23 protein-coding genes are annotated in these 25,509 nt (G+C 55.8%); 10 read left to right on the top strand and 13 right to left on the bottom strand.

The features are described 5' to 3' along the window. The first annotated feature begins 39 nt into the window (after positions 1 to 39). Positions 40 to 2,055: a phosphocholine-specific phospholipase C gene (locus tag HK23_RS07810; RefSeq protein WP_086653567.1), complete on the top strand. Its 2,016-nt coding sequence runs from the start codon at positions 40 to 42 to the stop codon at positions 2,053 to 2,055. 93 nt (positions 2,056 to 2,148) lie between these two features. Here the strand turns inward: HK23_RS07810 and HK23_RS07815 are convergent, their stop codons facing one another. The 6 genes from HK23_RS07815 to HK23_RS07840 form a co-directional block, all read right to left on the bottom strand. Continuing rightward, entirely contained in the window at positions 2,149 to 2,943 is a 795-nt protein-coding gene (locus HK23_RS07815) for a family 1 encapsulin nanocompartment shell protein (protein WP_086653532.1), read from the bottom strand. 12 nt (positions 2,944 to 2,955) lie between these two features. After that, positions 2,956 to 3,981, bottom strand: a complete 1,026-nt coding sequence (locus tag HK23_RS07820) for a Dyp-type peroxidase (protein WP_086653533.1) — start codon at positions 3,979 to 3,981, stop codon at positions 2,956 to 2,958. Positions 3,982 to 4,171: 190 nt separating this feature from the next. After that, positions 4,172 to 4,855 (bottom strand): Fe2+-dependent dioxygenase, encoded by a 684-nt coding sequence (locus tag HK23_RS07825; protein ID WP_086653534.1) that lies wholly within the window; start codon positions 4,853 to 4,855, stop codon positions 4,172 to 4,174. A 15-nt stretch (positions 4,856 to 4,870) separates the two neighbouring features. Further along, entirely contained in the window at positions 4,871 to 5,404 is a 534-nt protein-coding gene (locus HK23_RS07830) for a hypothetical protein (protein ID WP_063908794.1), read from the bottom strand. 52 nt (positions 5,405 to 5,456) lie between these two features. Next, on the bottom strand, positions 5,457 to 6,161 hold the full coding sequence (locus HK23_RS07835; RefSeq protein ID WP_086653536.1) for a tetratricopeptide repeat protein: 705 nt from the start codon (positions 6,159 to 6,161) through the stop codon (positions 5,457 to 5,459). A gap of 4 nt (positions 6,162 to 6,165) precedes the next feature. Next, positions 6,166 to 8,475, bottom strand: a complete 2,310-nt coding sequence (locus HK23_RS07840) for a TonB-dependent receptor (protein ID WP_086653537.1) — start codon at positions 8,473 to 8,475, stop codon at positions 6,166 to 6,168. Positions 8,476 to 8,912: 437 nt separating this feature from the next. On the opposite strand from HK23_RS07840, the gene exbB reads away from it, so the two are divergent. The 7 genes from exbB to HK23_RS07875 all read left to right on the top strand — a co-directional run bounded on the left by exbB (position 8,913) and on the right by HK23_RS07875 (position 16,367). Further along, positions 8,913 to 9,668 carry a tonB-system energizer ExbB gene (exbB, locus tag HK23_RS07845; protein ID WP_086653538.1) on the top strand — a complete coding sequence of 252 codons (756 nt, stop codon included), beginning with the start codon at positions 8,913 to 8,915 and terminating at the stop codon, positions 9,666 to 9,668. A 9-nt stretch (positions 9,669 to 9,677) separates the two neighbouring features. Then, a complete protein-coding gene (gene exbD / locus HK23_RS07850) occupies positions 9,678 to 10,124 on the top strand; it encodes a TonB system transport protein ExbD (protein ID WP_086653539.1) in 447 nt (148 codons plus the stop codon). Then, the gene (locus HK23_RS07855; RefSeq protein ID WP_086653540.1) at positions 10,121 to 10,984 is read left to right on the top strand and encodes an energy transducer TonB; all 864 of its coding nucleotides are present in this window, start codon (positions 10,121 to 10,123) and stop codon (positions 10,982 to 10,984) included. Before exbD ends, HK23_RS07855 begins: the two co-directional genes overlap by 4 nt. Before the next feature lie 130 nt (positions 10,985 to 11,114). After that, entirely contained in the window at positions 11,115 to 11,747 is a 633-nt protein-coding gene (locus tag HK23_RS07860; protein ID WP_086653568.1) for a TetR/AcrR family transcriptional regulator, read from the top strand. A 128-nt stretch (positions 11,748 to 11,875) separates the two neighbouring features. Further along, positions 11,876 to 13,027: a M24 family metallopeptidase gene (locus HK23_RS07865; RefSeq protein WP_256940116.1), complete on the top strand. Its 1,152-nt coding sequence runs from the start codon at positions 11,876 to 11,878 to the stop codon at positions 13,025 to 13,027. A 258-nt stretch (positions 13,028 to 13,285) separates the two neighbouring features. Continuing rightward, positions 13,286 to 15,619 (top strand): TonB-dependent receptor, encoded by a 2,334-nt coding sequence (locus HK23_RS07870; RefSeq protein ID WP_086653541.1) that lies wholly within the window; start codon positions 13,286 to 13,288, stop codon positions 15,617 to 15,619. Between the two features lie 61 nt (positions 15,620 to 15,680). After that, positions 15,681 to 16,367 (top strand): NADPH-dependent F420 reductase, encoded by a 687-nt coding sequence (locus tag HK23_RS07875; protein ID WP_306300685.1) that lies wholly within the window; start codon positions 15,681 to 15,683, stop codon positions 16,365 to 16,367. A 62-nt stretch (positions 16,368 to 16,429) separates the two neighbouring features. Here HK23_RS07875 and HK23_RS07880 read toward each other — a convergent pair whose 3' ends face one another. After that, positions 16,430 to 17,617 (bottom strand): lipase family protein, encoded by a 1,188-nt coding sequence (locus HK23_RS07880; protein WP_086653543.1) that lies wholly within the window; start codon positions 17,615 to 17,617, stop codon positions 16,430 to 16,432. A gap of 654 nt (positions 17,618 to 18,271) precedes the next feature. On the opposite strand from HK23_RS07880, the gene HK23_RS07885 reads away from it, so the two are divergent. Both HK23_RS07885 and HK23_RS07890 read left to right on the top strand, forming a co-directional pair. Further along, positions 18,272 to 18,952: a hypothetical protein gene (locus HK23_RS07885; protein WP_143217514.1), complete on the top strand. Its 681-nt coding sequence runs from the start codon at positions 18,272 to 18,274 to the stop codon at positions 18,950 to 18,952. Between the two features lie 264 nt (positions 18,953 to 19,216). Continuing rightward, positions 19,217 to 19,999, top strand: coding sequence for a siderophore-interacting protein (locus tag HK23_RS07890; RefSeq protein WP_086653545.1), 783 nt, complete (start codon positions 19,217 to 19,219; stop codon positions 19,997 to 19,999). Between the two features lie 27 nt (positions 20,000 to 20,026). On the opposite strand, the gene HK23_RS07895 is transcribed toward HK23_RS07890, so the two are convergent. The 6 genes from HK23_RS07895 to HK23_RS07920 all read right to left on the bottom strand — a co-directional run bounded on the left by HK23_RS07895 (position 20,027) and on the right by HK23_RS07920 (position 25,494). Then, entirely contained in the window at positions 20,027 to 21,373 is a 1,347-nt protein-coding gene (locus tag HK23_RS07895) for an ATP-binding protein (RefSeq protein WP_256940112.1), read from the bottom strand. After that, a complete protein-coding gene (locus HK23_RS07900) occupies positions 21,370 to 22,098 on the bottom strand; it encodes a response regulator transcription factor (protein ID WP_086653546.1) in 729 nt (242 codons plus the stop codon). The genes HK23_RS07895 and HK23_RS07900 overlap by 4 nt, the downstream gene beginning before the upstream one ends. A 199-nt stretch (positions 22,099 to 22,297) precedes the next feature. Beyond that, on the bottom strand, positions 22,298 to 22,627 hold the full coding sequence (locus tag HK23_RS07905; RefSeq protein WP_086653547.1) for a hypothetical protein: 330 nt from the start codon (positions 22,625 to 22,627) through the stop codon (positions 22,298 to 22,300). 248 nt (positions 22,628 to 22,875) lie between these two features. After that, positions 22,876 to 23,703 (bottom strand): sulfotransferase family 2 domain-containing protein, encoded by an 828-nt coding sequence (locus tag HK23_RS07910; protein ID WP_143217515.1) that lies wholly within the window; start codon positions 23,701 to 23,703, stop codon positions 22,876 to 22,878. 241 nt (positions 23,704 to 23,944) lie between these two features. Continuing rightward, on the bottom strand, positions 23,945 to 24,916 hold the full coding sequence (locus tag HK23_RS07915) for an ABC transporter substrate-binding protein (RefSeq protein ID WP_086653549.1): 972 nt from the start codon (positions 24,914 to 24,916) through the stop codon (positions 23,945 to 23,947). Next, the gene (locus tag HK23_RS07920) at positions 24,913 to 25,494 is read right to left on the bottom strand and encodes an ANTAR domain-containing response regulator (RefSeq protein WP_086653550.1); all 582 of its coding nucleotides are present in this window, start codon (positions 25,492 to 25,494) and stop codon (positions 24,913 to 24,915) included. Before HK23_RS07920 ends, HK23_RS07915 begins: the two co-directional genes overlap by 4 nt. Positions 25,495 to 25,509 lie beyond the last annotated feature (15 nt).

Consider the following 25,509-nt stretch of genomic DNA (forward strand, 5'->3'; position numbering starts at 1 on the left):
TTTACGTTCTGCTTTATGTCTTCTGTGACGGATAATTCCATGCTTCGTGCCCCTAATCGTCGCCAGTTTCTAAAGTTTGGTGCGGCTGCAACAGCGGGGGCCGCCCTGCCGGAAAACCTCAAACGGGCGCTCGCCGTTGCGCCCAATGCGGTAACCGGCACCATTCAGGATGTGGAGCATGTGGTTATCCTGATGCAGGAGAACCGCTCGTTTGATCATTATTTCGGCTGTTTGCAGGGCGTGCGCGGGTATGGAGATCCGCGTGCAGAAAAACAGTCTGATGGAAAAAGCATTTTCGCGCAGCCTGATGGAAAAGGCGGCCATGTGCTGCCATTCCTGTTTAACACCGCACACACGTCCAGCGCCTGTCTGGCCAGTCTGGACCATAGCTGGAAAAACACTCAGGCGGAGTGGAACAACTGGGATACATGGGTTCCGCATAAAACGCCCATGACGATGGGGCATTTCACCCGTAAGGAAATCCCTTATTACTACGCTTTGGCCGATGCGTTTACGATTTGTGATGCCTATCACGCGTCTATTTTCGGCCCGACAAACCCCAACCGCCTCTATTTCTTCACCGGCACCAACGGGCTGGCCGTGGGCAATGCCGGCAAGCAGGCCGTAGAGAATGTTGATGATGGCAACTGGTCTGCCGACATGGCGCATGACCGGGCCGATTTTAAACCCTTTGACTGGACGACCTATCCTGAAAAACTTCAGGAGGCAGGCGTATCCTGGAAAGTGTATCAGGAATACGATAATTTTGGTGATAACCCTCTGGCGTCTTTTGCAGCGTTCCGCACCATCGGGAAGGACACATGGGCGTATCGCGGGGCGCGCAGCATTGTAGACGGCTCTGGCCCTGCGGATATGCAGGATACAGAAGGCCGCTACCTGATTGCCGCGTTTGAGCGCGATGTGGCGCAAGGCACACTGCCGCAGGTCTCATGGATCGTGCCGCCCACCGCCCTGAGTGAACATCCCAACGCGCCGCCGGGCTACGGGGAATATCTGATTTCTCAACTGATGGATGTGTTTGTCCGCCATCCGGATGTGTGGGCCAAAACAGTCTTTATTCTCAATTATGATGAAAATGACGGCTTTTTTGACCATGTGCCCCCTCCTGTTCCGGCACTCAATGCGCAACAGGGGGCCTGCACGGTCTCAACAGATGGGGAAAGTTATTATGGCCAGCCCGTCGGCCTAGGTCCTCGCGTGCCTGCTCTGGTTATTTCCCCGTGGACCAAGGGCGGGTGGGTCAATTCACAGGTGTTCGACCACACGTCCGTTTTGCGTTTTCTGGAAACACGCTTTGGCGTGTCATGCCCCAACATTACACCGTGGCGACGCAGCGTGTGTGGGGACATGACGTCACTTTTCGACTTTGCTCAGACTAACCGCCAGTGGGAAGCATCCCTGCCGCGCACGGATACCTATCTGGCAGACACACGCAAATCCTGCGCCTTGCCCAAACCGGTTGTGCCTGCCCGGCAAACCATGCCTAAGCAGGAAGCCGGGCAGCGTCCAGCCCGCGCTCTGCCCTATGTGCTGCATGCTAACAGGCTGTCTCATGGAGCGCTGGAGCTTGCGAATGAGGGCACGCAAGGTGCTGTGTTGCGCATCAGGGATGGTTATACAGCTCGCCATTATACCCTTGCAGCAGGCCAGAGTCTGTCTGTGCCTGTGGAGGCCAAAGCGGGGCAGTCCTTAACAGTTCATGGGCCGAATGGGTTCTTCCGGGCGTTTTATGGTCAGGACTTGCCGGAGTGTCGTCTTCGTTACGATCCTGCCCAAAGCAACATCTTTCTGTCCCTGCGCCATGCGGGGCAGGCTCCCCGGATGCTGCGGATTGAAGACGGTTATACTCACGTGCGGCATACCGTCACTGTGCCACCAGATGCAGAGACTGCAACATCATGGCTGCTTGCTGCATCTGACAACTGGTATGATCTGGCTGTGTATGATGCGCATGACGGCACTCTGCTCATGCAATTTGCCGGACATATGGAAAATGGAAAACCCAGCCGCACAGATCCGCATATGGGGCGGTAAAGCATACGCCGGGTATTGGCGGCGGAGGCATTGCGCCCCGCCTGTTGCCCGTAGCCTCCCCCCCTTGCAGAGGGGGCTACGGCGAAACAGTTTTTAGTCGATAACGACTGTGGCTTCATCCGTCAGAACCCGGAACAGGAAGCTTTCCTGCAGGTAGAGTTCCACGGTGGTGGCCGTGTGGCTCAGATAGCCGATGGAGAAATCCTGCCCGATATCCAGCGCCAGATCACCCCCGCGCGTGGAGACAAGGAAAGCGCCCTCAATGGCCGGAGCCCAGATGATCTTGCCGGCAATCATGGTCTCAATGTGCTTAATGATCGGGTAGCCGTCATCCCCGCCGCCCGTCACGGCCTGATAGGCCTGTGCGCCCAGCACCAGGGAATACGGGCCGTTTACACCGGCAAGGCGCAGACTGTTCAGGGCATCGGCCACGACGCCGGGATAGTTCTTGGCTGAGCTGGGTAGTTTGATGTGGGCGTTGGAGCTGCGTTCCCGGATGCCCGCCATGCCTGCGGCGTCATAGCCGTTGAAAATGGCACGATCTTCAAAGAAGGCAATTTTCCGGGCAGCATCTTTCACCGGCTGCCAGTCTGCATCCAGAGCGCCGCGTTCCACGGCGTCAATTTCCTCGCGGGAGAGCGTAAAGGGCACGCGCACTTCTACCGGCGGCAGGACTTCACGCTTGACCGCGCGAATACCATCCTCCGGCGTAACAAGGGCAGAGGCGCGGCCTGTGCCAACGCCCGCAAAAGCGGTGCCTTTGGGTTCAGACGTATCCACCACGCGACGCCCCGCCAGATTGCGGCGGATGGTGCGGGCGGCTTCTTCCTCGATTTCCGCCCAGGCGGCGCTGGAGACAGGAGCCAGATGCTTATGCAGATTATTCATCGTAACGTTTCCTTACTTCAAGGATCCAATGCCAAGAGAGCCATCCTGCGGGGCGGCTTCGGGCGTTTGCGTGTCCGCCGGTGCGGAGGAGGCGGGTTCCGCTGCGTCGGCAGCCATATCGGCAGCGTCATCAAGGAAGTCTGACGTCGGGATAAAAAACAGCGTTCCGGTGACAGCAGTGCTGACATCCAGAAGCCTGTCGTAATTCCCGGCAGGTTTCCCAACAAACATGTTTTGCAGCATTTGTTCCGTGCGGGCAGGGGAACAGGAATAGCCGATAAAATAGGTGCCAAACTCGCCTTTGCCCACTTCACCAAACGGCATGTTGTCACGCACGATCTGAAGCTGCTGGCCGTTTTCTTCAATATTGGTCAGCACATTATGCGCGTAGCTGGGCTTGGCTGCATCCTGTAGCTCAATATCAGAAACCTTCTTGCGGCCAATGATATGTTCCTGAATTTCTGTGGGAATAGCGTCCCATTTCTTCAGGTTATGCAGGTATTTCTGCACAATCACATAGCTGCCGCCTGCAAAGGCCGGGTCTTCATCACCAATCAGGGTTGCAACTTTAGCGGCCTGACCTTCCGGATTTTCCGTGCCGTCCACAAAGCCCAGCAGATCACGGGAGTCGAAATATTTGAACCCATGCACCTCATCAATCACCACGGCGGCCCCTTCCAGCCGGGAGACAATGGCCGCGGCCAGCTCAAAGCACAGGTCCATGCGGGTGGCGCGGATATGGAAGAGGAAATCGCCCGGTGTGGAGGGGGCGTGATGCACGCCATTGATTTCCTGAAACGGGTGCAGCTCTTTGGGGCGCGGCTGGCCAAACAGGCGGTCCCACGCGTGGGAACCAATGCCGGTAATGCAGCTCAGCCGACCATCGGGAATACGGAAGCCCACCCCGCGCACGAGGGAGGAGAGATCTGCGAGCAGGTCCACCACCTGCGGATTAACGGACTCATCCTCGTTCAGCGTCAGGACGAGGAAAACAGCGGCCTGAGTCAGTGTTGTATCAACGGGCTGCGGCGTGACCAATGGATTGAAACTCCCTGCTTATGGCGCCTGCCTGAAAAAGCAGGTGTATCAGACCATAGGCAGATCGCTTCATCTGGCAAGGGAGAGCAGGGGTGAAAAAGCAGAATAGCACTGCAAAACCGGCCCCTGATAAATCAGACAGATAAAGCCATAAATCCGATTGTCAGGGGCCGGATGGGACCGGGGCGTGTCAGAGTTGTGCCCACTGCCTCAACAGGTTGTGATAGGTGGAGGTCAGCCCCAGCACGGCGGCGCTGTCATCGGGCAGAAATTTGCGGGTTTCTATAATAGACAGGTCGAACTGGTAGAGCAGTGTGCGCTGTGTATCATCCGGCACCATAGACTGGGACCAGAAGAATGAGGCCCAGCGTGAGCCGCGTGTAACCGCACTGACGCTATGCAGGCTGCTGGAGGGGTAGAGCACCATATCCCCGGCGGGAAAGCGGACGCTCTGCACGCCAAACGTATCCTGAATCATCAGCTCGCCGCCGTCATACTCGTCCAGTTCGCTCAGAAAGAGCGTGGAGGAGACATCCGTCCGCATCCGAAAGCCGGTGCCCGGCACAGGGCGGATAGCGTTGTCCACATGAGCGTGAAAGCGCATGCCCTCATCATACCGGTTGAAAAGCGGCGGGAAGACACGCAACGGAAGGGCCGCGCTGTTAAAGGTGGGATTGCGGCCAAGGGCGCGGAGAATGATCTCGCCCAGTTCCCGCCCTTCCGCACTGTCCTGGGGGATCTGAAGGTTGAATTTCGCCTTGGCGGACTGGTCCCCCGCCGTCACCTTGCCATCGACCCATTCGGATTTCTCCAGTGTGGCACGGCAATAGGACACTTCTTCTGGTGTCAGAACATTGGGGATATGAACAAGCATGAGGGCGGGGTCCGTTCAGGAAGGTTGTCTGTTGCCGTGGCGATGTTCACCACCACCACCCTGTTGCGGCAGCAAACTGAGCAGAATGGCAGAGGCCTGCTGCCCGCTGGCCGCGGCAATCTGGTCCAGTGTGTCGGTCGTGGCATGAACTGTGTAGCCAGAGTGGGTCAGGCGTTCAACCAGATCATCCGGTGAGCGATGCAGCAGAGGGGCCAGATCCGTCAGCGGAGCCTTTGTCAGCACAGGGAAGACGCGCATGGCCGGATTACCGCCTCTGTGCCCGGAGGTCAGCATAAATCCGCCCGCGGCCACAAAAGAAAGCAGGCAGGCGGCCAGCATCGATTTATTGCGGAAATACAGCAAAAACTGAGCCCAGTTGCGCCACAGATGCAAAAAGAATGGCACCAGAAGCACCATGCTCAGCCAGATATGCATGGAATGGAACCAGCCGGACTGCCAGTGGAAAAACAGTGCCGTGCCGGAAATGGCGGAAACAAGAAACAGGCCCGTAATCAACGGGGTCGAATATTTCCTAATAACCAGATTCATGGAAAACGTCATCCTGTGGGGGCATATACGCGGTTAGAGGGGCAAGGCTGTATCAGCGCGCAGAGGCAACCCGCCAGCGCTGGCCGGCTTGTTCTGCAATGGCACGCAGGCGCGGGTCTGTCTGACCCTGCAATATGGTTTCAAGAGCTTTGAACACATCGCAAAATCCCTCTTCCAGCGCGCGGGAAAACCACTTTATGGCAGGTTCGGGACGACCGGAAGACAAATCGTTGCGGGCCAGGTTAAGGTAGCCCCAGCAGTCCCCGCATTCTGCGGCAGCAAGAAAGAAATCCTGCGCCTTTTCCGGCTCCAGCTCAGGGAGGCGACCGCTTTCCGCAATCAAGCCCAGCATGTTGAACGCTTTTGAAACACCGTTTTGTGCGGAAGAAATATAAAGAGCGTACGCTTTTCTGATGTCCTGAGGCACACCTTCGCCAGCCAGATACAGGTCGGCGAGGTTAAACATAGCCCATCCATCTCCATCGGCGGCAGCCTGTGTAAAATAGGCGCTGGCTGCCACCGGGTTACGCGGGACACCCCAGCCACGCTCGTAGGCGCGGCCCAGCATGTTCAGCGCACGTGCATCACCGGATCGGGATGCAACCTCAAACATGCTGAAGGCTTCGGCGGGTTTCCCCTTGTCCAGACAAATCTGGCCTAAAAGCAACTGCATGGTAACAGGTGAGAGAGGGGCCGAGGAGGCAGAGGGGGAGGAAGCCCCCCTCTCCTTTGGTCGTTCAGCCAGAACCAGTGTCATAGGGTTAGAACGACACCCCAACGTTGCCGATGAAATACCGCCCGGACGCCGGAACCACGCGGGAGCCGGAGAAGGAGGAAGAATAGTTCAGGCGGTTGGTAATGTTGTTGGCGTTAAAGGATACACGGTAATGCTTGAAATCCCATGACAGCATGCCGTTCAGCACGAAGTTATGCGGAATACGGGCTGTATTTGTCGTATCCGGACCGGCCCAGTAAGCGGAAGAATACTGTGCCCCACCGCCAATTTTCAGTGTGCCCCATTCGGGGTTCAGGATCAGGCGGGAGAGGTCATAGGAGCTCCAGACCGACATGGAGTTATGCGGAACCTGCGGTGCCGTCTTGCCATTGTCCCCGGTGGTGCTGTGCGTCACAATGCCGTCCATGTAGGAATAGGAGGCAAAAACCTGCCAGTCCTGCGTGATCTTGCCGGTCGCACTCAGCTCGACACCGCGGACACGGCGCCCGCTACCAGAGTCGGAAAAACCGGTTTCCATATCGCCATTCACGTCATAGTAGCGGGAATTGTTTTCGCTGATCTGGAAGAACGCAACCGTGGTGCCAAGGCGTTTGTGGAAGAAATCAGACTTGTTCCCGACTTCAAACAGGTCGCTCCGCTGCGGGGAAAGATTCACACCCTTCTGCGCGACGTCCCCGGCCTGCGGTTTGACGGTCACCAGAGAGGAAACGTCCGTGCCCACCGGCTTATAGGACCGGGCAAAGGTGAAGTAGAAGGAGGTGTTTTTAACGGGGGAATACATGATGCTGGCGGAGGGGCTCCAGCGATCAGACTTCTGCTCGGCGCGCCCCTGCGCTGCTGTTGAGCGTTTGTAATAGGTGCTGCTGAAAGAATCCCAGCGGCCTGTGCCGAACAGGGAGAGCTGCTTGGTCAGCTGGATCCGGTCCGCAAAGAAGAGGCCCAGATCACGCGCGTTTGCATTGCCATACCCGGAATCCGGGAAGCTGAGAGACGTGCCGGGGGAGTTATAGCTGGGATTGATAATGGTCTGGTTGTTGTTGCGGTTGGTAAAGCTGCCCGGCCAGCGAGAGTCACTGGCGTAGTTGATATCAACACCTGCCTTGATGTCATGATGCATGAAGCCGGTCTTGAATTGAGACCGTCCCATCAGGATGTTTTGCACACCCCAGCCTTCCTGACGATACGCCGCACCACCCCCTGCGCCATAGGGTAGGGCATAGTTCTGGCCGGAAAGGATGGCGTTTGCGCATGCGCCGGAGCAGGCGGCAGGCGTTGTGGCAGTGTAGTCACGGTTATACAGGCTGAGCCGTGTATCGTTGGTGATGGTCAGCCAGCGGGAGACTTCTGACTTAAGGGCGGAAGTCAGCGTGTGGATGTTGGAGCGGTCAAAGTCAAAGTTGCGGGTGTAGCTGGTGTTGCGGGGCACACCATATTCCGTGATCGGGCGGTAAATGCCGTTCACCTGAATCATGCTGACGCCATAATCCGGTTTACTGTCACTGTTCAGCCACTGCCACGTTAGATGCCAGGAGGTTTTGCTGCGCAGCCCGACGCCAAAGTCCACCGCCGCGCCGTAGCGGTTGGAGGTGACATTATTCCGGTCCACCACATCCTGCTTGTTGAACATGCCGTTCACACGAATGGCCATGTCATCATTGATCTGGTAGTTGATGTCCCCAACACCACGGAACAGTGGGCCACTGCCAAAAGACTGATCGTAATTATAGGAATTTCCCAGATGCGCATGTTTCTGGGTCTGGTTGATTACGCCGCCGACGTTCCCCGCCCCAAAATACTCGCCTGATGGCCCCTTGATAACTTCCACGCTGTCCGTATTGAACACATCGCGGGTGTAGGTGCCAAAATCCCGCAGGCCGTCCGTATAGATATCCTGCCGCGCCTGCAGGCCACGGATGCGGAACTGGTCCCCGTTCAGGCCGCCTGCGCCTTCCCCGGTGGAGAGTGTGATGCCGGGCACGTTGCTCAGCGCCTGATCCAGCGTGAAGGCCCGCTGCTGCTTCATCAGCTCCTGCGGCACAACCGTAATGGTCTGCGGCGTATCGCGCACGGAGCCGGGCATACGGGAAATATTGAGTGTCTGGCTGTTGGTATTGCCAGCACTGTAAGACGCTGCGTCAGAATCATCATGATGGCCACCCACACGCACCGCTGGCAGCTTGATGGTGGTGTCGGTCGTGGCGGGCTGAGGGGGCTGCGTCGTGTCGTCTGCGTGGGCTTGTTCTGTAGCGCCCAGCCCGACGGACACACCCAAAGCAACAGCAAGCTGAAGGCCAATGCCCTGTGATGGCGGAAGGGGCAACTCTGTGCGACTCATGCGTCGTGCTCCTGATGAACCATGCTGCCGGTTCGTATGGTGGAAGTAAGGAATGCGGGCTTTTGATATGAGGTCCGATGCTAAGATGCAAATGATTATCAATAACTAAATGGGGCGTTTTCCCGGTGTGTGGCGCAGCCGCCACAGGGGAGAGAGGGGCACAAAAAAGTGAGACTCTTAAACCGAAATTGAAAATATACAATATTTCAATAAGTTATATCGGGTCCCGCAGCCGGACCTCCATGTGCCGTGCGGCAACAGGCTTTGCCACATTTTATGCGGGGGTAGATTTTTCTCTATATGATAGTGATTCTCACTTGCATGATGGTGGAGGCCTTGTTATCGCTGGCCTGATTGTCCCCGCAGGAAAAGCCGTTATGCGGCCGCTTTCTGCGTGGTTTCCCGCCTGACATCGTTGTAAACGCGCAGGATTTTTCATGCCTTCATCACCCGTTTCCCTCGTGAATGCTGTCTCTCTTTCTCCATGGGAGATGTTTTTGAACGCAGGCCCGGTTGTGCGCTGTGTGATGCTGCTGCTGGCTTTTGCCAGTCTGGTGACATGGACAATCCTGATTGCAAAAACTGTGGAAATTGTCCGTTTGCGGCGCGAACTTTCTCAGGCTGAAGACAATCTGGAGCAGGCGGAAACGCTGGAACGGGGCGAGGTTCTCACGCAGGACTGCCGTATTGCCCGCACTCTTGTCGTGGCGGCGGAAACGGAGCGGATGCGCTCTGTCGATATCCCGGATGATGAGGACGGGCTGAAAGAGCGTATCGTCCTGCATCTGGAGCGGCTGGAAGCCGCAGAAGGCCGCCGACTGCTACGTGGCACAGGCCTTCTGGCCACCATCGGCGCGACGTCTCCGTTTATTGGTCTGTTTGGTACGGTGTGGGGGATCATGTCCTCCTTCACCGGTATTGCTGCGGCTAAAGCGACCAGTCTGGCGGTTGTAGCTCCCGGCATTGCCGAGGCCCTTCTGGCAACGGCGCTGGGGCTGGTGGCTGCTATTCCTGCTGTTATTATCTACAACCATCTGGCGCGCCAGTCTGCCGGGTGCCGTGCACAGGTGGCGGATATTACGTCGCTTATCATGCGTCTGGTCTCGCGGGATCTGGGGCGTCTGCGTGCCCAGCGGGCGCGGGGCACAGTGGTGCGCTTTAGTCAGCGTGACCATCAGGCCGTGGCGGAATAGGGGGCGCAGATGGCCATTCGTATCCGGCATGCGGACGAGACGCTGAAAGAAGCGCATGAGATCAACGTCACACCGTTTATTGATGTCATGCTGGTGTTGCTGGTCATTTTCATGGTCACGGCCCCGTTGACGACGGTAAATGTGCCGGTCGATCTGCCTTCCTCAACCGAAAAACCAGCCCCCCGCCCGGATGATCCGGTGTTCCTGACCGTTAAAGCCGACCACGGCCTTGCGGTGGGGGAAGAGGATGTTGCGGCAGAAGCCCTGCCGTCCGCACTCGCTACTGTGACAAAAGGGAACAAGGACCAGCGTATTTTCCTGCGTGCTGACAAAACGGTGGATTATGGCACGCTGATGAGCGTGATGGATAAGCTCCGCTCTGCCGGCTATCTCAAGGTCGCTCTGGTCAACCTGCAAGGGCAGGAGGAAGGGGCCGAAGCCGGGGCGGCTCCATGAGTGCGACCCTGACTGATGGGAGCGGAGTGACCACTGCACATTCAGGGGCCTTTGCCGCCTGGCGTGCGGAACAACTGCGCAGCGCGCGGAAGGAAGAGCAGCGCCGCTGGGGTGTTTCTCTGCTGGTGGTGCTGGCTGTAACTGGTGGTGTGGTGGGGGCCGTTCTGCGTCTTCCGCCTGCGGAACTCCCGGTTTCCGAACCGCCTCCCGCCGCGATCGCGATTGATCTGGCCCCCGAACCCGTTTCCACGCCAGCACCCGTTTCCGATGTGCCGCCCGGTCCGCAGCAAACCCTTTCCACCCCAGCCCCCGCGCCGGAAGAGCCGCCCAAGGTTTCCGCGCCTCCATCTCCCGCACCCAATCCGCCTGTTCCGGTGCCTAAACCGGAAAAGCAGCATAAGGTTGTGAAAAAATCCAAACCCGCCCCTGTCTTAAAAAAGCCTGTGCCGGACAAAACACCGCCTGCGGACCAGACAACAGCCCCACCCGCGGCGGAAGCGCCTCCGGCTTTAAATCAGGCCGCGCCTGCGCCGGGAGCATCGTCCTCGCACGCGTCCCAAAGCCCGGCAACATGGCAGGGGGCACTTCTGGCCCGGCTTGAGCGGTATAAACGCTACCCGGCGGAGGCTATGGCGGACCATCAGGAAGGTGTGCCCATGCTGCATTTTGCCATGGACCGCCACGGGCATGTGCTCTCAGCCCATATCCAGCGTGGTTCAGGCCATACTCTGCTGGATCAGGAAGCTCTGGCGCTGGTGCGCCGTGCGGAGCCGCTGCCCAGTCCGCCCGACAGTGTGGTGGGCAATCCGGTAGTGCTGACGGTGCCCATTGAATTCTATATGGAGCAGGAGGGGCATTGAGGGCGCAGGCGGTCTGATCCCGTTCTCAATTCGGCGTCATGCGTGGGAAGGGGATTCCTTCCGGGCAGAAGTGTCTGTAAAAGCACATTTTAACCTGGGCCCCTTGCCGCAACTGAGTGATCTGTTCCGTATGCCAGCATCTTCAACCACGGTACGCCGTCGCACACAGGCTGACCGCAGTGCGGCCACACGGACAAAAATCATTCACGCGACCGTCACTCTGCTACAAACACAGGGATATGCCGCCACCACTATCCAGCGCATTGCCAAAGTGGCCGGCGTCAGTCTGGGGGCGTTGCAGCATCATTATCCGGCCAAGGCCCAGATTATGGCCATGGTGCTGCGGCATTATGCCCTCAAGCGCACACGGCTTTATCGGCCTGCCATGCGGCGTAAAAGCCAGCCGGAACAGCGGGTAGACGCCATGCTGGACGCCATGTGGACTTTGGTGACAGAGGGCCCGGATTTTATCGCCACAGTGGAAATTGAGCTCGCCCGGCGGAGTGACCCGGAGCTGGCAGCGGCCACTGAGCCTGTGCTGGCCCGCATTGATCAGTTTATGACACGCTGGCTTTCCGGCAGGCAGCATGGCCAGCCGGACCCGAAGTTTGTCACGCTGCGTCTGCTTAACTCAACGTTCCTGCGGGGTGTCGCTATTGAGATCGCGCGGGGCACCCCCCTGAGTGATCTGCAAGAGGCGTATCAGATCTGGTGCGGGTTTTCCCGGGCGGAACTGCTGAAGATCGTCAAAGAAACAACCTGACGGCAGAAAGCCAATAAATGTCTTGACGACTCATAAACAAGTAGGACGTATTGTTTGTTATACAAGCTTCCGGGGCGGCCTTCCTGAGGGAAGGGCGGTCTGAACGCCAGAAAGGGTATAACGTGACGATGCCATCTTTGAGTGCTCATCAGGTTTCCAGTCAGGAAATTGCCGAACGGATCAAAAAGGTTCGGGAGAAGATGGAAAAGGCAGGTTTGTCTGCTTACATCTCGTTCAACCCCGATAACATTTATTACCTGACAAACTTTGCAAACTTCGTGCATGAGCGGCCATTTGTACTGGTCATCACGCCGTCAGATCTGACGTTCATTATTCCTCGTCTGGAAAGAGCGCATGTGGAGCGCCACAAGGTGGGGGATGAACTCCAGCTGGTGGAGTATGCAGAGTTTCCCGCATTGCCCGGCACGCGCTGGTCTGACCGCCTGAAGCATGTGCTGCCAGCACAGGGTACCATTGGCCTTGAGGGCGCATGTCCTGCGTATCTGAGCGCCATGGTCAGCAACCCGACGCAGGTTCTGAATATTATTGACGCCGTGCGGGAAGTTAAGTCCCCGCATGAAATTTCCCGCATTGCCTGGACCAGTGATGTGATGACACAGGCGCTGGCCATGATGCTGGGCGCGGTCAAAAACGGCACGATGGTGGCGCATGCCATTGCAGGTGTTACGCCGTATTTTTATCAGCGTTGCCTGACGGAAGCGCCGAATTATAACGTGATGTCCACGCACGCTGCCGGGCTGATCCAGCCGCCAGCCTATACGGATGACCCTCACAACTTCTCCTGCCTGACGGCTCCGTGCGAGCCGGGTGGCCCGTTTCTCGGGCTGATTGCAGGGAAAATTAACGGCTATGGCGCAGAGATTGAGCGGACGTTCTTTCTGGAACATGTTCCTGAAGAGGCACGCAAGCCCTTCGATACCATGATGGAAATGCGTCATAAGGCGTATTCCATGCTGAAACCGGGTGCGGTTGGTTCAGACATTGATGCTGCCTGCCTGGCGATTGCGAAAAAGGCTGGCTATGACACACCATTGCATCGTACGGGGCATAGCTTTGGTGTCACCAGTCACGAAGCGCCTTTCCTGGCGATTGGTGAAGACAACGTGATTCAGCCGGGCATGTTGTTCAGTATTGAACCGGGTATTTACATCAGTGGTAAAGCCGGTTTCCGCCATTCCGATACAGTGCTGGTTACGGAAGCAGGGTATGAAATTCTGACAAAATATCCTGATGATAAAGAAGAGCTGACTTTAGCCTGAAAAACACTTTAGGGAAGTCTGTCTGGGGTTTGACAGACTTCCGCTTCAGGACCGTTCTGCACAAAATTTTCCCAAAAATATTCCGGGTTAAAAGACTCTGGTGTGGGCAAAACTGTATTTATATCGTTCCGGTTAATTAACAACAAATTACAAATCGTATTTTGTTACAAGAGACTTTCTAAAACAAACACTGAGAGATGCCTCAACGAGAATGATGCATCGCCTGAACCCTGATGAGAGAGACTGCGGAGGTTGAAAATGTTACGATATAAAAACACTCTTCTATTCTGCACGAGTGCGCTGGTACTCTCCATGATAGCGGATGTGCAAAAAGCACTGGCGGCAACGCCAACGCCCTCGGCTGCGCAGCATGTTAAAACAGCACCGCGCGGTCATGCTGCACCTGCCGCAGTCCGCAGCAAAAAGCGTGGGCCTGTTTATGGACAGTCGGAAGAATTGACTGTCAGCCGTGCCCGCAATGCGTTCGGGCAGGGGGCAATGCAGCACCGTGGCGTTTCTGTCACGCATATTGATGCCACCACACTGGCCCGGCATCAGGTGACGGACGTAAAAGGTCTGATGAATCTGGCCCCGGATCTGACGGTGCAACCGCAGGGTAACAGTTCCAGTGTAAACTTTACCTTGCGCGGTGTGGGGCTGAACGATTTTACGTCCAACAACACACCGTCCGTCATGACCTATGTGGATGGGGTCGGTTTGCCAATTGGCTATATGGCCGGGGCTGCGTTGTTTGATCTGGCTGGTGTGGATGTCAGCACAGGTCCGTCCGGTTTTACGCATGGTCAGACGGTTACAGCGGGTGAAATTAATCTGAAAACGGCGGACCCGACCAAAACGTTGCATTATGGTGCATCGGAAGATATTGCGACCTATAACCGCAGTATTACCAACCTGTATGTTTCGGGGCCGCTCACATCCAACCTGCAATATCGTATTGCCGGCTTCACCCAGCAAGGCGGCGGGTTTCAGAAAAATATTGATACGGGAAAGACCCTTGGTAATGCCAATAAAGGGGGGATTCGTGCCAAAGTCGCATGGCAGCCGGATGACAAAACGGATGTTGTGTTCAGTGGTAACTGGATCAAGGATAATTCGCAGGCTATGGGGGCCTATAATATTCAGGATCTCTCCCGCGGGACCCCGACCTATGCCAACAACCGGGATACAGCATGGGGGTTCCGTCCGGAATTCCTGAAAACCATTGGCTATTCCAGCAATTCCAAACCATCTTACGATAATACGTTCTGGGGAGCTGGCATCAATGCCACGCGGCATTTCGACTTTGCGGATCTGACGTCAACCAGTGCTTTCCAGCAGATGTATGTTCATAATCTGATGGACATGGATGGCACGCGCTACGCGATTTATGATGTGAACGTCAATACAAACGCCAACCTGTTCTCTCAGGAGGTCAAGCTGGCGTCACGCCCTTCGCAGAAGCGCTTCCAGTGGGTTGTGGGTATGTATTATGACCGCACAACCATGCATACCTCGTTGTTTAACGATTATACGCAGTCCGGCACCCGCCCGTATATTCAGCGGACCAGTTACAACCAGAACCAGCAGGCCTTCAGCCAGTACGGGCATTTGCGGTTTGAGGCAACAAAACGCCTGCACCTGCTAGCCGGAATTACGCATGAGTCGGATGACCGCACGCTCTTCAACATGCAAACCCTGCGCTACAACACACCGCTTTACCCCACACCGTTTGACACACGGTATGGCCGACGCGGGGCGCTCACCAACCAGTTTTCAGGGATGGGTGGCATTGAATATCAGGCCCTGGATAACCTGATGTTGTATGGCTCCATCCGCAAAGGGTTTAAACCGGGCGGGTTTACGGCCAATAATACGGTTGTGGCATCTCAGTTGACGCCAACTAAACCGGAATCTCTGCTGGCGTATGAAGTGGGTTTCAAATCCGACTATTTTCATCACAAGCTGCGTATCAATACAGATGCCTTCTGGTATGATTATCACGGCCAGCAAATGGTGGGGCTTGCGCTTGTCCCGAATTACGGGGTGGTCGGGCAATATATGAATATCCCCAAAAGCCGGATCTGGGGTGTGGAAATGGAGATTGATGCTAATCCCATTCCCGGTCTGCTCCTCCACCAGCATCTTGGGTATGAGCGCGGCAATTATCAGGATTTCAATACGCTGGATACCGCAGCTATTACATCACACTATATCAAAACAGGTGTGTTGAGCCCGTATTACAAGAGCTTCAATGGCGTGGATATGGGCATTCCCAAACTCACCTTGCAGGGCTCAGCTTCCTACAAGGCAGGGCTTGGGAAAGACTGGACGCTGACACCTTATCTTGAATACAGCTATCGGGGGGCGCAGCAAAATATTCCCGGCAATACGCTCTACAAGATGCCGGCTTATTTTCTGATGGATGTTGGTCTGACCTTTGCGCCCCGGAGCAATAAATGGTCCGTCAGCGCGTATGCCAATAACATTATTGACCGCCGTTATGACATCACGCGGGAAACAGGGCTGAATGGTATTTTTGGTGTGCCGGGCACGCCGCGTATGGTGGGGGGCCGGATGCGGATAGACCTGTAATCTGGCGGTTTAACACTCTCCCTCTGTTCTGAGCGCAAACGCATCCCATATTTAAAAAAGGTTGTTCAGAACAGAAGGAGCCAGAGGCATGAAAATCGGTATTATTGGCGCCGGCCATATTGGCGGCACACTGGCCCGCAGGCTGACGGCAGTTGGGCATGAGGTCAAAATTGCCAATTCACGCGGGCCAGAAACCTTAGCGGATCTGGCACGTGAGAGCGGGGCAAAAGCTGTCACGGTTGCGGATGCCGTCAAGGATGTCGGGCTGATTATTGTCACTATCCCGGAAAAGAACATTCCGGTATTGGGGCGGTCCGTCTTTGAACATGTTCCTGCGGATGTTGTGATCGTAGACACCGGCAATTACTACCCGCGTGAGCGTGATGGGCGGATTGCTGCGATAGAAGAGGGGATGCCGGAAAGCGTGTGGATGTCCGGGCAGATTGGCCGATCGGTCATCAAGGTCTTTAATAACATCTACGCACAGCATCTTCTGGAAAACGGAAAGCCGCATGGGGCTGCCGGACGTATTGCGTTGCCAGTTGCCGGGGATGATGCCACTGCGAAAAAGCTGGTGATGGCGCTCGTTGATCAACTGGGGTTTGACCCGGTGGATGCCGGAAGCCTTGCAGAGTCCTGGCGTCAGCAACCCGGAACGCCGGTCTATTGCGGGGATTTTGATGCGGCCGGTGTGCGCAAAGCTTTGGCTGAAGCCAGCCCGGAACGCACCGCCGCGTTTAAGGCATAAGCCTGAACCCGCAAGACATGTGGCAGGGATGTGTATCCCTGCCACACAGTCTGGGTCTGTTTTTATTCAGGTGTTGGTGTGCATTGCGGGGTCAGCGGCTGGTCGGACATGACAGCTTTTGTAAAAGCTTCTGAATCTGGCAGGGATGCATTGACTGTCTGATCATGATTCAGGCCTTTATAAATATGCGCCTGCACAACCGTTCCGGCCGCACATGCGGCTTTGACCAGACCAAGCTGAAGCGGCGGCGGCACGTCCTGATCAACCTCACCGGTGCCGACAAAGAGCGGCTGCTTCAGCTTCATGGTCGGATAAGCCATCGCGGTCAGCGCAGGGGCCAGAGCGTTCTGATAACCGGGTTTGAGGGCGTTGCTGAAATTCAGGCCTTCGGTCCGCGCTTTATCTGTTAGCGGATAGACGCAGAGATCAGCCGCGGCCTGATAAGCCGGCATGGCTTTGTCGGTAAACACGGTTTCGGGTTTGAAGTCGGGATCATACCCGCTTAGTCCCTGCGCCAGATAAAGCGTGTAAACAACAACCGGGTTGAAGCCTGTTTCATGCGCGCCAGAGGCAGACATCTGCTGGAGCAGTTCCTGTGACACATAGGGCACGCCTGTTGCCACAGTTCCGCGAATATTCAGGTCTGGTGCATAGTCTGGTGCGTAAGACGCAGAGGCAAAGGCCGCACCGCCACCCTGAGACTGGCCAACAATCATGATCTTGTTTTGCAGGCCGGGAACGGAACCCAGTGCCGCACGCACGCCATCCAGCACGCTGTAAGCTTCCACGCGCGTGTTGAGATACGCATGAGTGTTCTGTGTGCCGTAACCCTGATAATCGGTGCCGACCACTGCAAAGCCGCGCTTCATCCATGCAGACAGATACTTGCGATTACGCTCGGACCACGGGTTGCAGGAGGGTGCGCAATGGTTCGCAACGCCCGTCGTGCCATGCGCCCATGCCACAATCGGCCAGCCACCCGGAGGGGCCTTACCAGCGGGCAGAATAATTTCCTCTGTTACCGGAACCAGTCCTTTACCGGTAATCCCGTTGGTGGACAGATAGGTGATGCGCAGAGCGCGCCCCGCATCCGGCAGGCTTAATGCTGCGGGGAGGGGAGATGAGGCGGTCATTGCGCCGGGTTTGCTGGCGGTGTGTGTGGAGGCAGCCTGACTGCTGGATATTAAGGGGGTAAGGCTCAGACCTGCCAGAAGACAGGTGCCAGCCAGAAGAAAGCGATTTAAGTGCACAACAAAGTCCTTTCAGAATGGAAACTTATTTTTTCATCTTAAAAATATTCAAATTGACCGTATCCAGATGATCGTCCGGAGGAAGGTTTGTCAAGCAATGCTCCATGTATGGAAAACGGGGACGCGGTGATGGCACAATTCTTCATAAAATTTTCATAGAATATTAAGAACGAGACAGTATTTTTAACGTGTTATAACGTAACGCGCGCAGTTCTTTGTATTGTCGGCAGAATACAAGGAAGACGTTAAAACTTCTTTTATGCACGTATGACAGGAGTGCTGTTTCTGAAAACAGAAAGCTGATCTCAGAGGGAATAAGGTTTGCCTGATCGATCTGGTCTTTTCCAAAGAAATTTTAGAAAATAAAAGGATTTGTCAGCATGGTTCGGTTTTAAAAGACTATTCGTAGAAGAGTATATTTTCAAAATTCTGAGAGTGGAAATATCAAGGTCTGACGCTCAGGGTTTAACAGGAAGAAAAAAGTTTTTCGCCTGTGTCAGAAGTAAAAGATGGTCTTGTATGCTCTGTGTTCAGGTTGGCAGGGGGCAGAAAATTCGTTAGATCTTGCATTCTGAGGTCGAAATGGAGATGACGTTGTTCCTGACTAACCCTGTTGTTATGCGCCGTGTCGCCAGGTCTGTTGTGTATGTTTCTATGAGTTCCATGCTGCTTGGTCTGGGCGGATGCGGGTATTATGCGTCTCGCACAGCGCATAAGGCGCAGGTCACGATGATTGGTATGACGGAACAGGATGTGCAGGCGTGCGCAGGTATTCCAACCAAGACGCAGACCATCGATGATCACGTCAAAATTTTTGAATATCAGCGTGGCCGCAATATTGGCACAGCGACGACCTCTACATTGATCCCGGTACAGTCTGTTGTAAATATTGTCAGAGATGTCGGGGGTGGGGATGGCAATAGCTGTATTGCCGATTTCCGCATCGTCGATGGTCGGGTCCGGGATGTTTATTATAGCGGCGATGATGACATGCTGGTCGGCACAGATGGGGTCTGCTCCAGCGTTGTGCGCGGGTGTGTCCGTCGCGCTGTGCCAAGTGGTTCACCGCCCAATTTCTGGAAAACATCAGCCTTCATACAACCGCAGCCTGACAAAAAGGCCGTTGTCTCTGGCGTGCCGGCCCCCACCACAGGGAACATTTCCGGCGCAGCCTCTACAACACCTACGGGCGTGACTGGCGCAGAGCTTCCGGTGAAGGTTCTGGCTGTAACTCCGACGGCAGGGTCTTCCGCAACGTCTGTTCAAGGGCAGCAGACAATTCCGACGATTGTTCCTGCGACACCAGCAACAGTGACACCGACACCGCAGAAATAACCTTCAGCCGGACGGGACGAGGGGCCGTCCGGATGTCTCCTTGTCGTATGGTGAGGAGAGTCAGACCGTCCGACTATATCTGATGGTCTGTCCCCCCTTTTTTCCTGAAAATCTGGAGTGGACAACTGCGAGGTCAGTTTGTGCCCAGCCCCTGTCGTGATGGGATGTGCTTGACGGGATATATATCATAAACTATATCTTAAAACACTAATTGCGCTGTGATAGCAGGGCAGCTTCCATTTTATAGAGAGTAAGGAAGAAATCATGACGACGACTCAAGTCTCAGGATACGAAGGCCGCGCTCCTGAAATCCAGCGTGTGCGACACGAGCTCCGGCTGCGCAGCCTGCGTGTGGCAGACGTTACGCGCCTGACCCCGCATATGATCCGTATCACCCTGACAGGTGATGATCTGGAAGGGTTTGTGAGCGCCTCACCCGATGACCATATCAAGATCTCCATTCCCGGTCTGGATGGCGTTATGACACGTCGTGATTACACGCCCCGCCAGTATGATCCGGAAAAGCGCACGCTGGTTCTGGATTTTGTCAATCATGATGGAGGGCCCGCAGCGGCCTGGGCGCGGGCAGCGCAGGTGGGCGATACACTGGAAATTGGTGGCCCCAAAGGGTCACAGGTTATTGCCGGGCCGGTTGCGCGCTGGCTGCTGATTGGGGATGAAACCGCTCTGCCTGCCATTGGGCGCCGTGTAGAGGAACTACCCGCGCAGGCCGCTGTGACAACGGTCGTTGCTGTGCCAAATGGTGAGGATGAGCAGATTTTCACCACGTCAGCCCGGCACAGCGCGTATTGGGTGCATCGTCCTATGGATGCAGCAGATCAGGCGCAGGATATCCTGAAAACCCTCGACTTACTCACGATAGAAGACGGAACCTTTGTCTGGGTAGGGGCAGAAGCCCGCGTCGCAAAAGCTGTGCGCCAGTATCTTCTGGAAAGCCGCAAAGTGCCGCTGCAATGGATCAAGGCATCGGGCTACTGGGTGAAGGGGCAGGCTGATGCGGCGGTGAAGGATGTTGGGGCGGTCTGAAAATCAGCTCCACCCTTCCGGCCTTCATCAGGAGGCAGGAAGGGTGCCGAGTGGCAGCGAGATATGGGCGCGCAGGCCATGCGGCTCAATATTGCTGAGGGAAAGCTGACCATTGTGGCGGGTGATAATGGCATCGGCAATGGAGAGTCCCAGTCCCAGCCCGCCATCGGACGCACGGGCCGGGTCCAGCCGGTAAAAGGGCAGGCGCGCTGAGGCCAGAAGATTAGCCGGAATGCCGGGGCCGTTATCGCTGATGTCAATCAGGGCGCGGCGTCCTTCTGTGCGCAGGCTGATTGTGACTTCTGTCCCATATTTCAGGCCATTTTCAATCAGATTACTCATGGCCCGTTCCAGCGCTGTGGTCTGACAGATGCAGATCAACTGCGTAGGGCCGGTATAGTGAATGGTATGGCCCACCACATTAAACTCGTGGCACAGGCTTTCCAGCAGGGAGGCGAGGTCAATCGCTTCCGCCTTTTCGGCGTCTGTCTGCTCCCGCAGAAAATGGAGTGCCCCGTTCAGCATTTTTTTCATGAGCGTGAGGTCATGCTTCATGGCGGCGGGGGAGGCTTCCTCACCGCCCAGTTCCAGCCGCATGAACAGGCGGGTAAGAGGCGTGCGCAGATCATGCCCAATGGCAATCAGCATCCGCGTGCGTTCTTCGGCCGAGGCTGCAATCCGCGCCTGCATGCGGTTGAAGGCATGCGTCAGTCGCCGCACCTCTGTTGGGCCATGCTCAGGCAGAGGGTCCGGGGCAATGTCATATCCAAACGCATCGGCCTGCGTGGCAATGTTTCGCAAAGGCCGGCTGATATGCCAGATGCTCCAGAATGTGAGAGAGAGCGTGATGGTCAGCAAGGATACCAGAGACACCGTGAGCGGCATGGTCCAGCGCAGCATGTGGCCAAGGTGATGGTTGGGGGTGTTGGAGATCAGAACACTGATGTTATCGTGGGGCAGATACAGATAGGATACTGGCATTCCGGCATCATGCGGGGCACAGCTTTTGGCGCGCAGGGCGTGGCGGGTCAGATTGCCCCGATACACCAGCATGCGTTGCAGAAAATCCGTGATGTGGTCGGTCGGCACCGCCACACAGGGGGCAGGCTGGCCAACAAGAAACGTGATGTCATTGCTGGATATTTTCTGGGCAATGGCCTCGCGGATCTGAGGTGGCGCAGCTTGCAGTGCTTCAATGCCGGTTTCAATCGCCAGAATATTTGTCCATGGGCCGCCCGGTAGTGGCGGCACCAGAGGCCGAAACGCATAGAGTAGAAAAGACGTAATGCTGAGTGTGAGGAACATGCACACGGACACCAGCATGACCATCTGGCCATAGATGGTGCGGGGGTAGAGCCGTGGAAATGTCTTCATGGGGTGCTGTCGTCAGGGTCGAAAATATAGCCGCCCCCGCGAATGGTGCGGATCAGTTCCAGTTGTCGTCCTTCATGCGACAGCTTGCGGCGCAGGCGGCTGATCAGCAGGTCAATGGCGCGGGGGTCCACGTTTTTCTCATCCCCATGAATCCGGGCCAGAAGTTCGGTCCGGTTAAAGACATGGTGGGCGTTCTGGCAGAAGGTCAACAGCAAATCTGTTTCTGACCCAGTCAGAGCCACGCGGATGCCAGTCTTGCCGTATAGCGCGCGCTTGGCGGGTTCAAACAACCAGTTATCGAAGCGATAGTGCTGAACGCCCTGAGTTTCCGGCTGGGCGGCTTCGGGCTGGGCGCGTCTCAGCACGGCCCGGATGCGGGCGGCCAGTTCTTCCAGATCAAACGGTTTGGAGACATAGTCATCTGCGCCCAGATCCAGCCCGGAAATACGGTCATGAATATCATTCAGCGCGCTGACCATGATGATGCGCGTGGCGGATGTCTGGCGCAGATGCTTGCACAAAGTGCGCCCGTCTTCTTCCGGCAACATGAGGTCGAGCAGGGTGAGATCTACAGGACGGCGCTTTTCTGCGGCATCAATGCCGGCGCGGTTGAGGGCGGTGGAGACCTCATACCCCAGTCGCTGAAGGTAGCGCTGCAATAACCCGCAAATTTCGGGGTCATCTTCCACAATCAGGATATGGATAGCCTGCGGGGTGTCTGTCATGGCTGCGTGCGCGTCGGAGCGTGTCGGCGAGGAGGAAGTGGGATGTGAAGACAAATGTGCTGTTCTCGTATCAGTCAGGCCTCATGTATCCGTCTATTAAGACGCTGCTTTTATAAAGGAACGCAAGGGAAAAACCGGAGAGCATGCAAAAAGGCACTTCCGGGGAAGTGCCTTTCTGTTTCATGCGGTCAGAACCAGATTAGTTCTGGTTGTCGCCGTTGTTCTGGCCACCGTCACGGTTGCTGTCACGGCCTTCACCACGGTGGTTGCCCCCATGGCGGTGCTCACCACCATTCTGGTTGTCACCCTGGTTGTTCTGGTTATCAGAGTTGGAAGAGTTGTCGCGATGACCGCGATGCTCACCACCATGACGGCGGTTGCCGTTTTCGTCACCGTCGTTGCTATTCTGGTTGTCAGAATTGCCGTTGTCGCTGTTCTGGTTGTGGTGGTGTCTGTGTTCTTCAGCGTGAGACAGAGCCGGAGCCACAACACCCAGAGCAGCGGCGAGGAGAATAGCTTTTTTCATCATTACAAAACCCTTTATGCAGAGCGGGAGAAAAAGACTCTCTCGCCTGTCTAGGGGAAAACATAAGAGGATTTTTTTTTACTAAAAGGGGGAAAGTAGTAAATAAATATAATATGTCAAATGTGAAAAATAATAGGAATATACGATAAATATTATAGGATAAATGACATGAAAAAATCGATCATATTTGCGCGAGGCCGCCTTCCGACTGCACGGCTGCCACAAATCTGCCGTGCTTTACGGGTGAGCAATCAGAGGCTGGTGTTAAGGGCTGGATAGAAACTGGCAGATGGACTGCGCTGCATGCTGATTTTCTGAGGGGAACAGTATTTTTCGGGCAGCATATCAACGGGTAAAATGGCCTGCCGAATTTTGTAATCCTCCTTATAGAGATCCATGATTTTCTCTTTCTGGAGGGGGCGAAGATCTGTGGTGAAGCGTTGCGTGGTGTTAATCTTCTTGATCTCGCCCGCATGCAGGCCGGGGACAAAAGGATAGATCCGGTCAATATCCTTGAGATCAAACAGCATTTTGACGGCTATGTCGCCGTGGCGGTCGGTCAGATACCAGTGTTGCGGGCGCAGCACATGGTCCAGCTGATAGATTGAGGTTGTACCGTCCACATACTCAATCATGCGGTCCAGAGTGGTTAAATCTGCATAGTGTTCTGCAAAGCCGGGATGCAGGCTGACATGGCTGCCACCCCCGTTCCGGATGAAATCATAAGAGGACAGGAAGCGTTCAACCGGGTCCCGCCACAAGGCAAAGCTGGGCATGGTGCGCACAACGTCTGGCGCATGTCTCTGGTAGTAGCGGATGCTTTCATGGCGCATGCTACAGCCATAAAGCTCCTTGGAGATGGCTGTCCCGGCATTTTTGGGCACATGAATAAACAGAACGCCCGCGTTGCGGATAATGTCCAGACGCTGCTGGCGCTTCCTGCTCAGGGGGAGAGGAAGCCTCCAGTCGACATATCGTTCCTGCAGGTCACCATGCAGGGTAACGCCGCAGAGTTGTTCCATCGTCTTCTTGCGAGTTTCCTTTATCTGTTCTCGCAGAGTAGAAAAAGCAGAAGACATGGCGGGCATCCAGTAACAAAACGTAGAAAGCTGCGCATCACCTCATTTCATAGGATCAGAAATGACATGATGAAAAACAAACGATCTATTTGAGAGTCGTTTTTAAGCACAGATTTCTGGCTCTGGGATGCACAAAAATGAGAATTGTCTTTTTATTTCAGTTCTGACAAAAAGACGGTCAAAATAAGGACAGTCCCTCAGCGCATGCACTCACAGTATTATGGGCACGCGCAGGAATTTATTAGCAGTCATACCAGCCAAGGGTACGCAGGGTTTCCAGCATGGGTGCGGGCAGCCAGCCCTCATTTTGCATATCCTCAATCATCCAGCCACAGGCGGCGCCCGTCTGGCCGTTCTGGCCGCCAAACATCATGGTATCGGCCATGGCGCGGGAGCCTGGCATGACGGCTTTGACAGCCTCTTCCGGCAGGCCCAGCCCGTTGGCGTCGAGAGGCCTGCTGAGCAGATGCGTAATGTCCTGCGCGTGTGCCGGATCATGACACAGGGCAATGGCTTCGGTGAGTGCCGCATGCATACGGGCCGGGCCGTCCGGGTTCTGGCTTTTCCATATTTCTTTCAAAACCAGCATTTTTTCCAGGTGGCCTGGCGCAAGAGAGGCAGAGCCTGCGACAATAAATGCCAGCCCCTTGAGGTGTGCATCTGCTCCCCATGGTGGCCCTGCGCAAAACCCGTCAATCTCACCAGCCGCGAGGGCCTGAATCATGCGGGCTGGCGGCATGATGACAATCTCGGTTTCTGTATCCCGGCAAACGGACAGATTTTTTAGAAAGCGTGACAAAATCAGATAGTGTGTGGAGTAGAGATGAACGACACCAAGACGCGGCTTGCGGCCTAAAGTGTTTTTCCAGTTTTCAAAAGCCCGGTGTTTATCGGCCTGCGCCGTCCATTCTGTATGATCAACTTTTTGACCGCGCAGCACAATTGTGTTGCCGCCACGGCTGACCGGAAAACCCGGGCGCAGGCCAATAGCTCGCCCCCGCTGGCCAAGAGCGGTCATAATGGCCAGCGGGGGAAACATCAGCGCGCCATCCAGCCCGTTCCACACCAGCCCGTCCGCAATATTGGCCCAAGAGGGCACGACCACGGCCTCAACATCCAGCCCGTGGCGGCTAAAAATACCCATGCTGCGGGCCACAAGCACAGGGGCACTATCCGCCAGTTGCAGCAGGCCAATGCGGCAGGTGGTGATCATTGTTTCGGGTTCCTGTTCTGGTGAGCAAGATAATCTGTGGCAACATCAATAATTTTTCGTGCCTGCTGCATCGCCTGTTTGCGGAACCAGCGATAGGCTTCATCTTCCTTACAGCGCTCCTGCTTCATAAACAGGAACTTGGCGCGGTCTATGGTCTCACGTTCGGAAAGTGTCTTTCTGGCGGCCTCAAGTTCCGCATTGGTATTCCGAAAGCGACGATAGAGCGCAATGGCGGCGCGCAGCAGGGGTTTGACGTTTGTAACCGGCGCATCCAGCACATTGTAGGAACAGACCCCGGCCGCAAAGGCGTCTTCCATCAGGCTTTCGTCATCTTCGTCCACAAACAGGGCCACAGGCCGTTCCAGCCCGGAGGCGGAAAGGGCGCGGACACTGTCCAGCGCATCGCGGTCGGCACGGCTAATGTCCACCAGCACAATATCCGGGGCATGGCGGCGCACGGCATCAATCAGGCTGGTGTCATCTTCTACCAGAATAACGTCCAGCGTTGCCTCGGCTTCCAGAAGACGGGCCAGTGCGCCGGCACGGTGAGAGTTTTCATCAGCCAGAAGGACTTTCATGCAGCCTGTCCTCCT

It is taken from the genome of Acetobacter malorum (genome assembly GCF_002153605.1).
GTDB classification, from domain to species: Bacteria; Pseudomonadota; Alphaproteobacteria; order Acetobacterales; family Acetobacteraceae; genus Acetobacter; species Acetobacter malorum_A.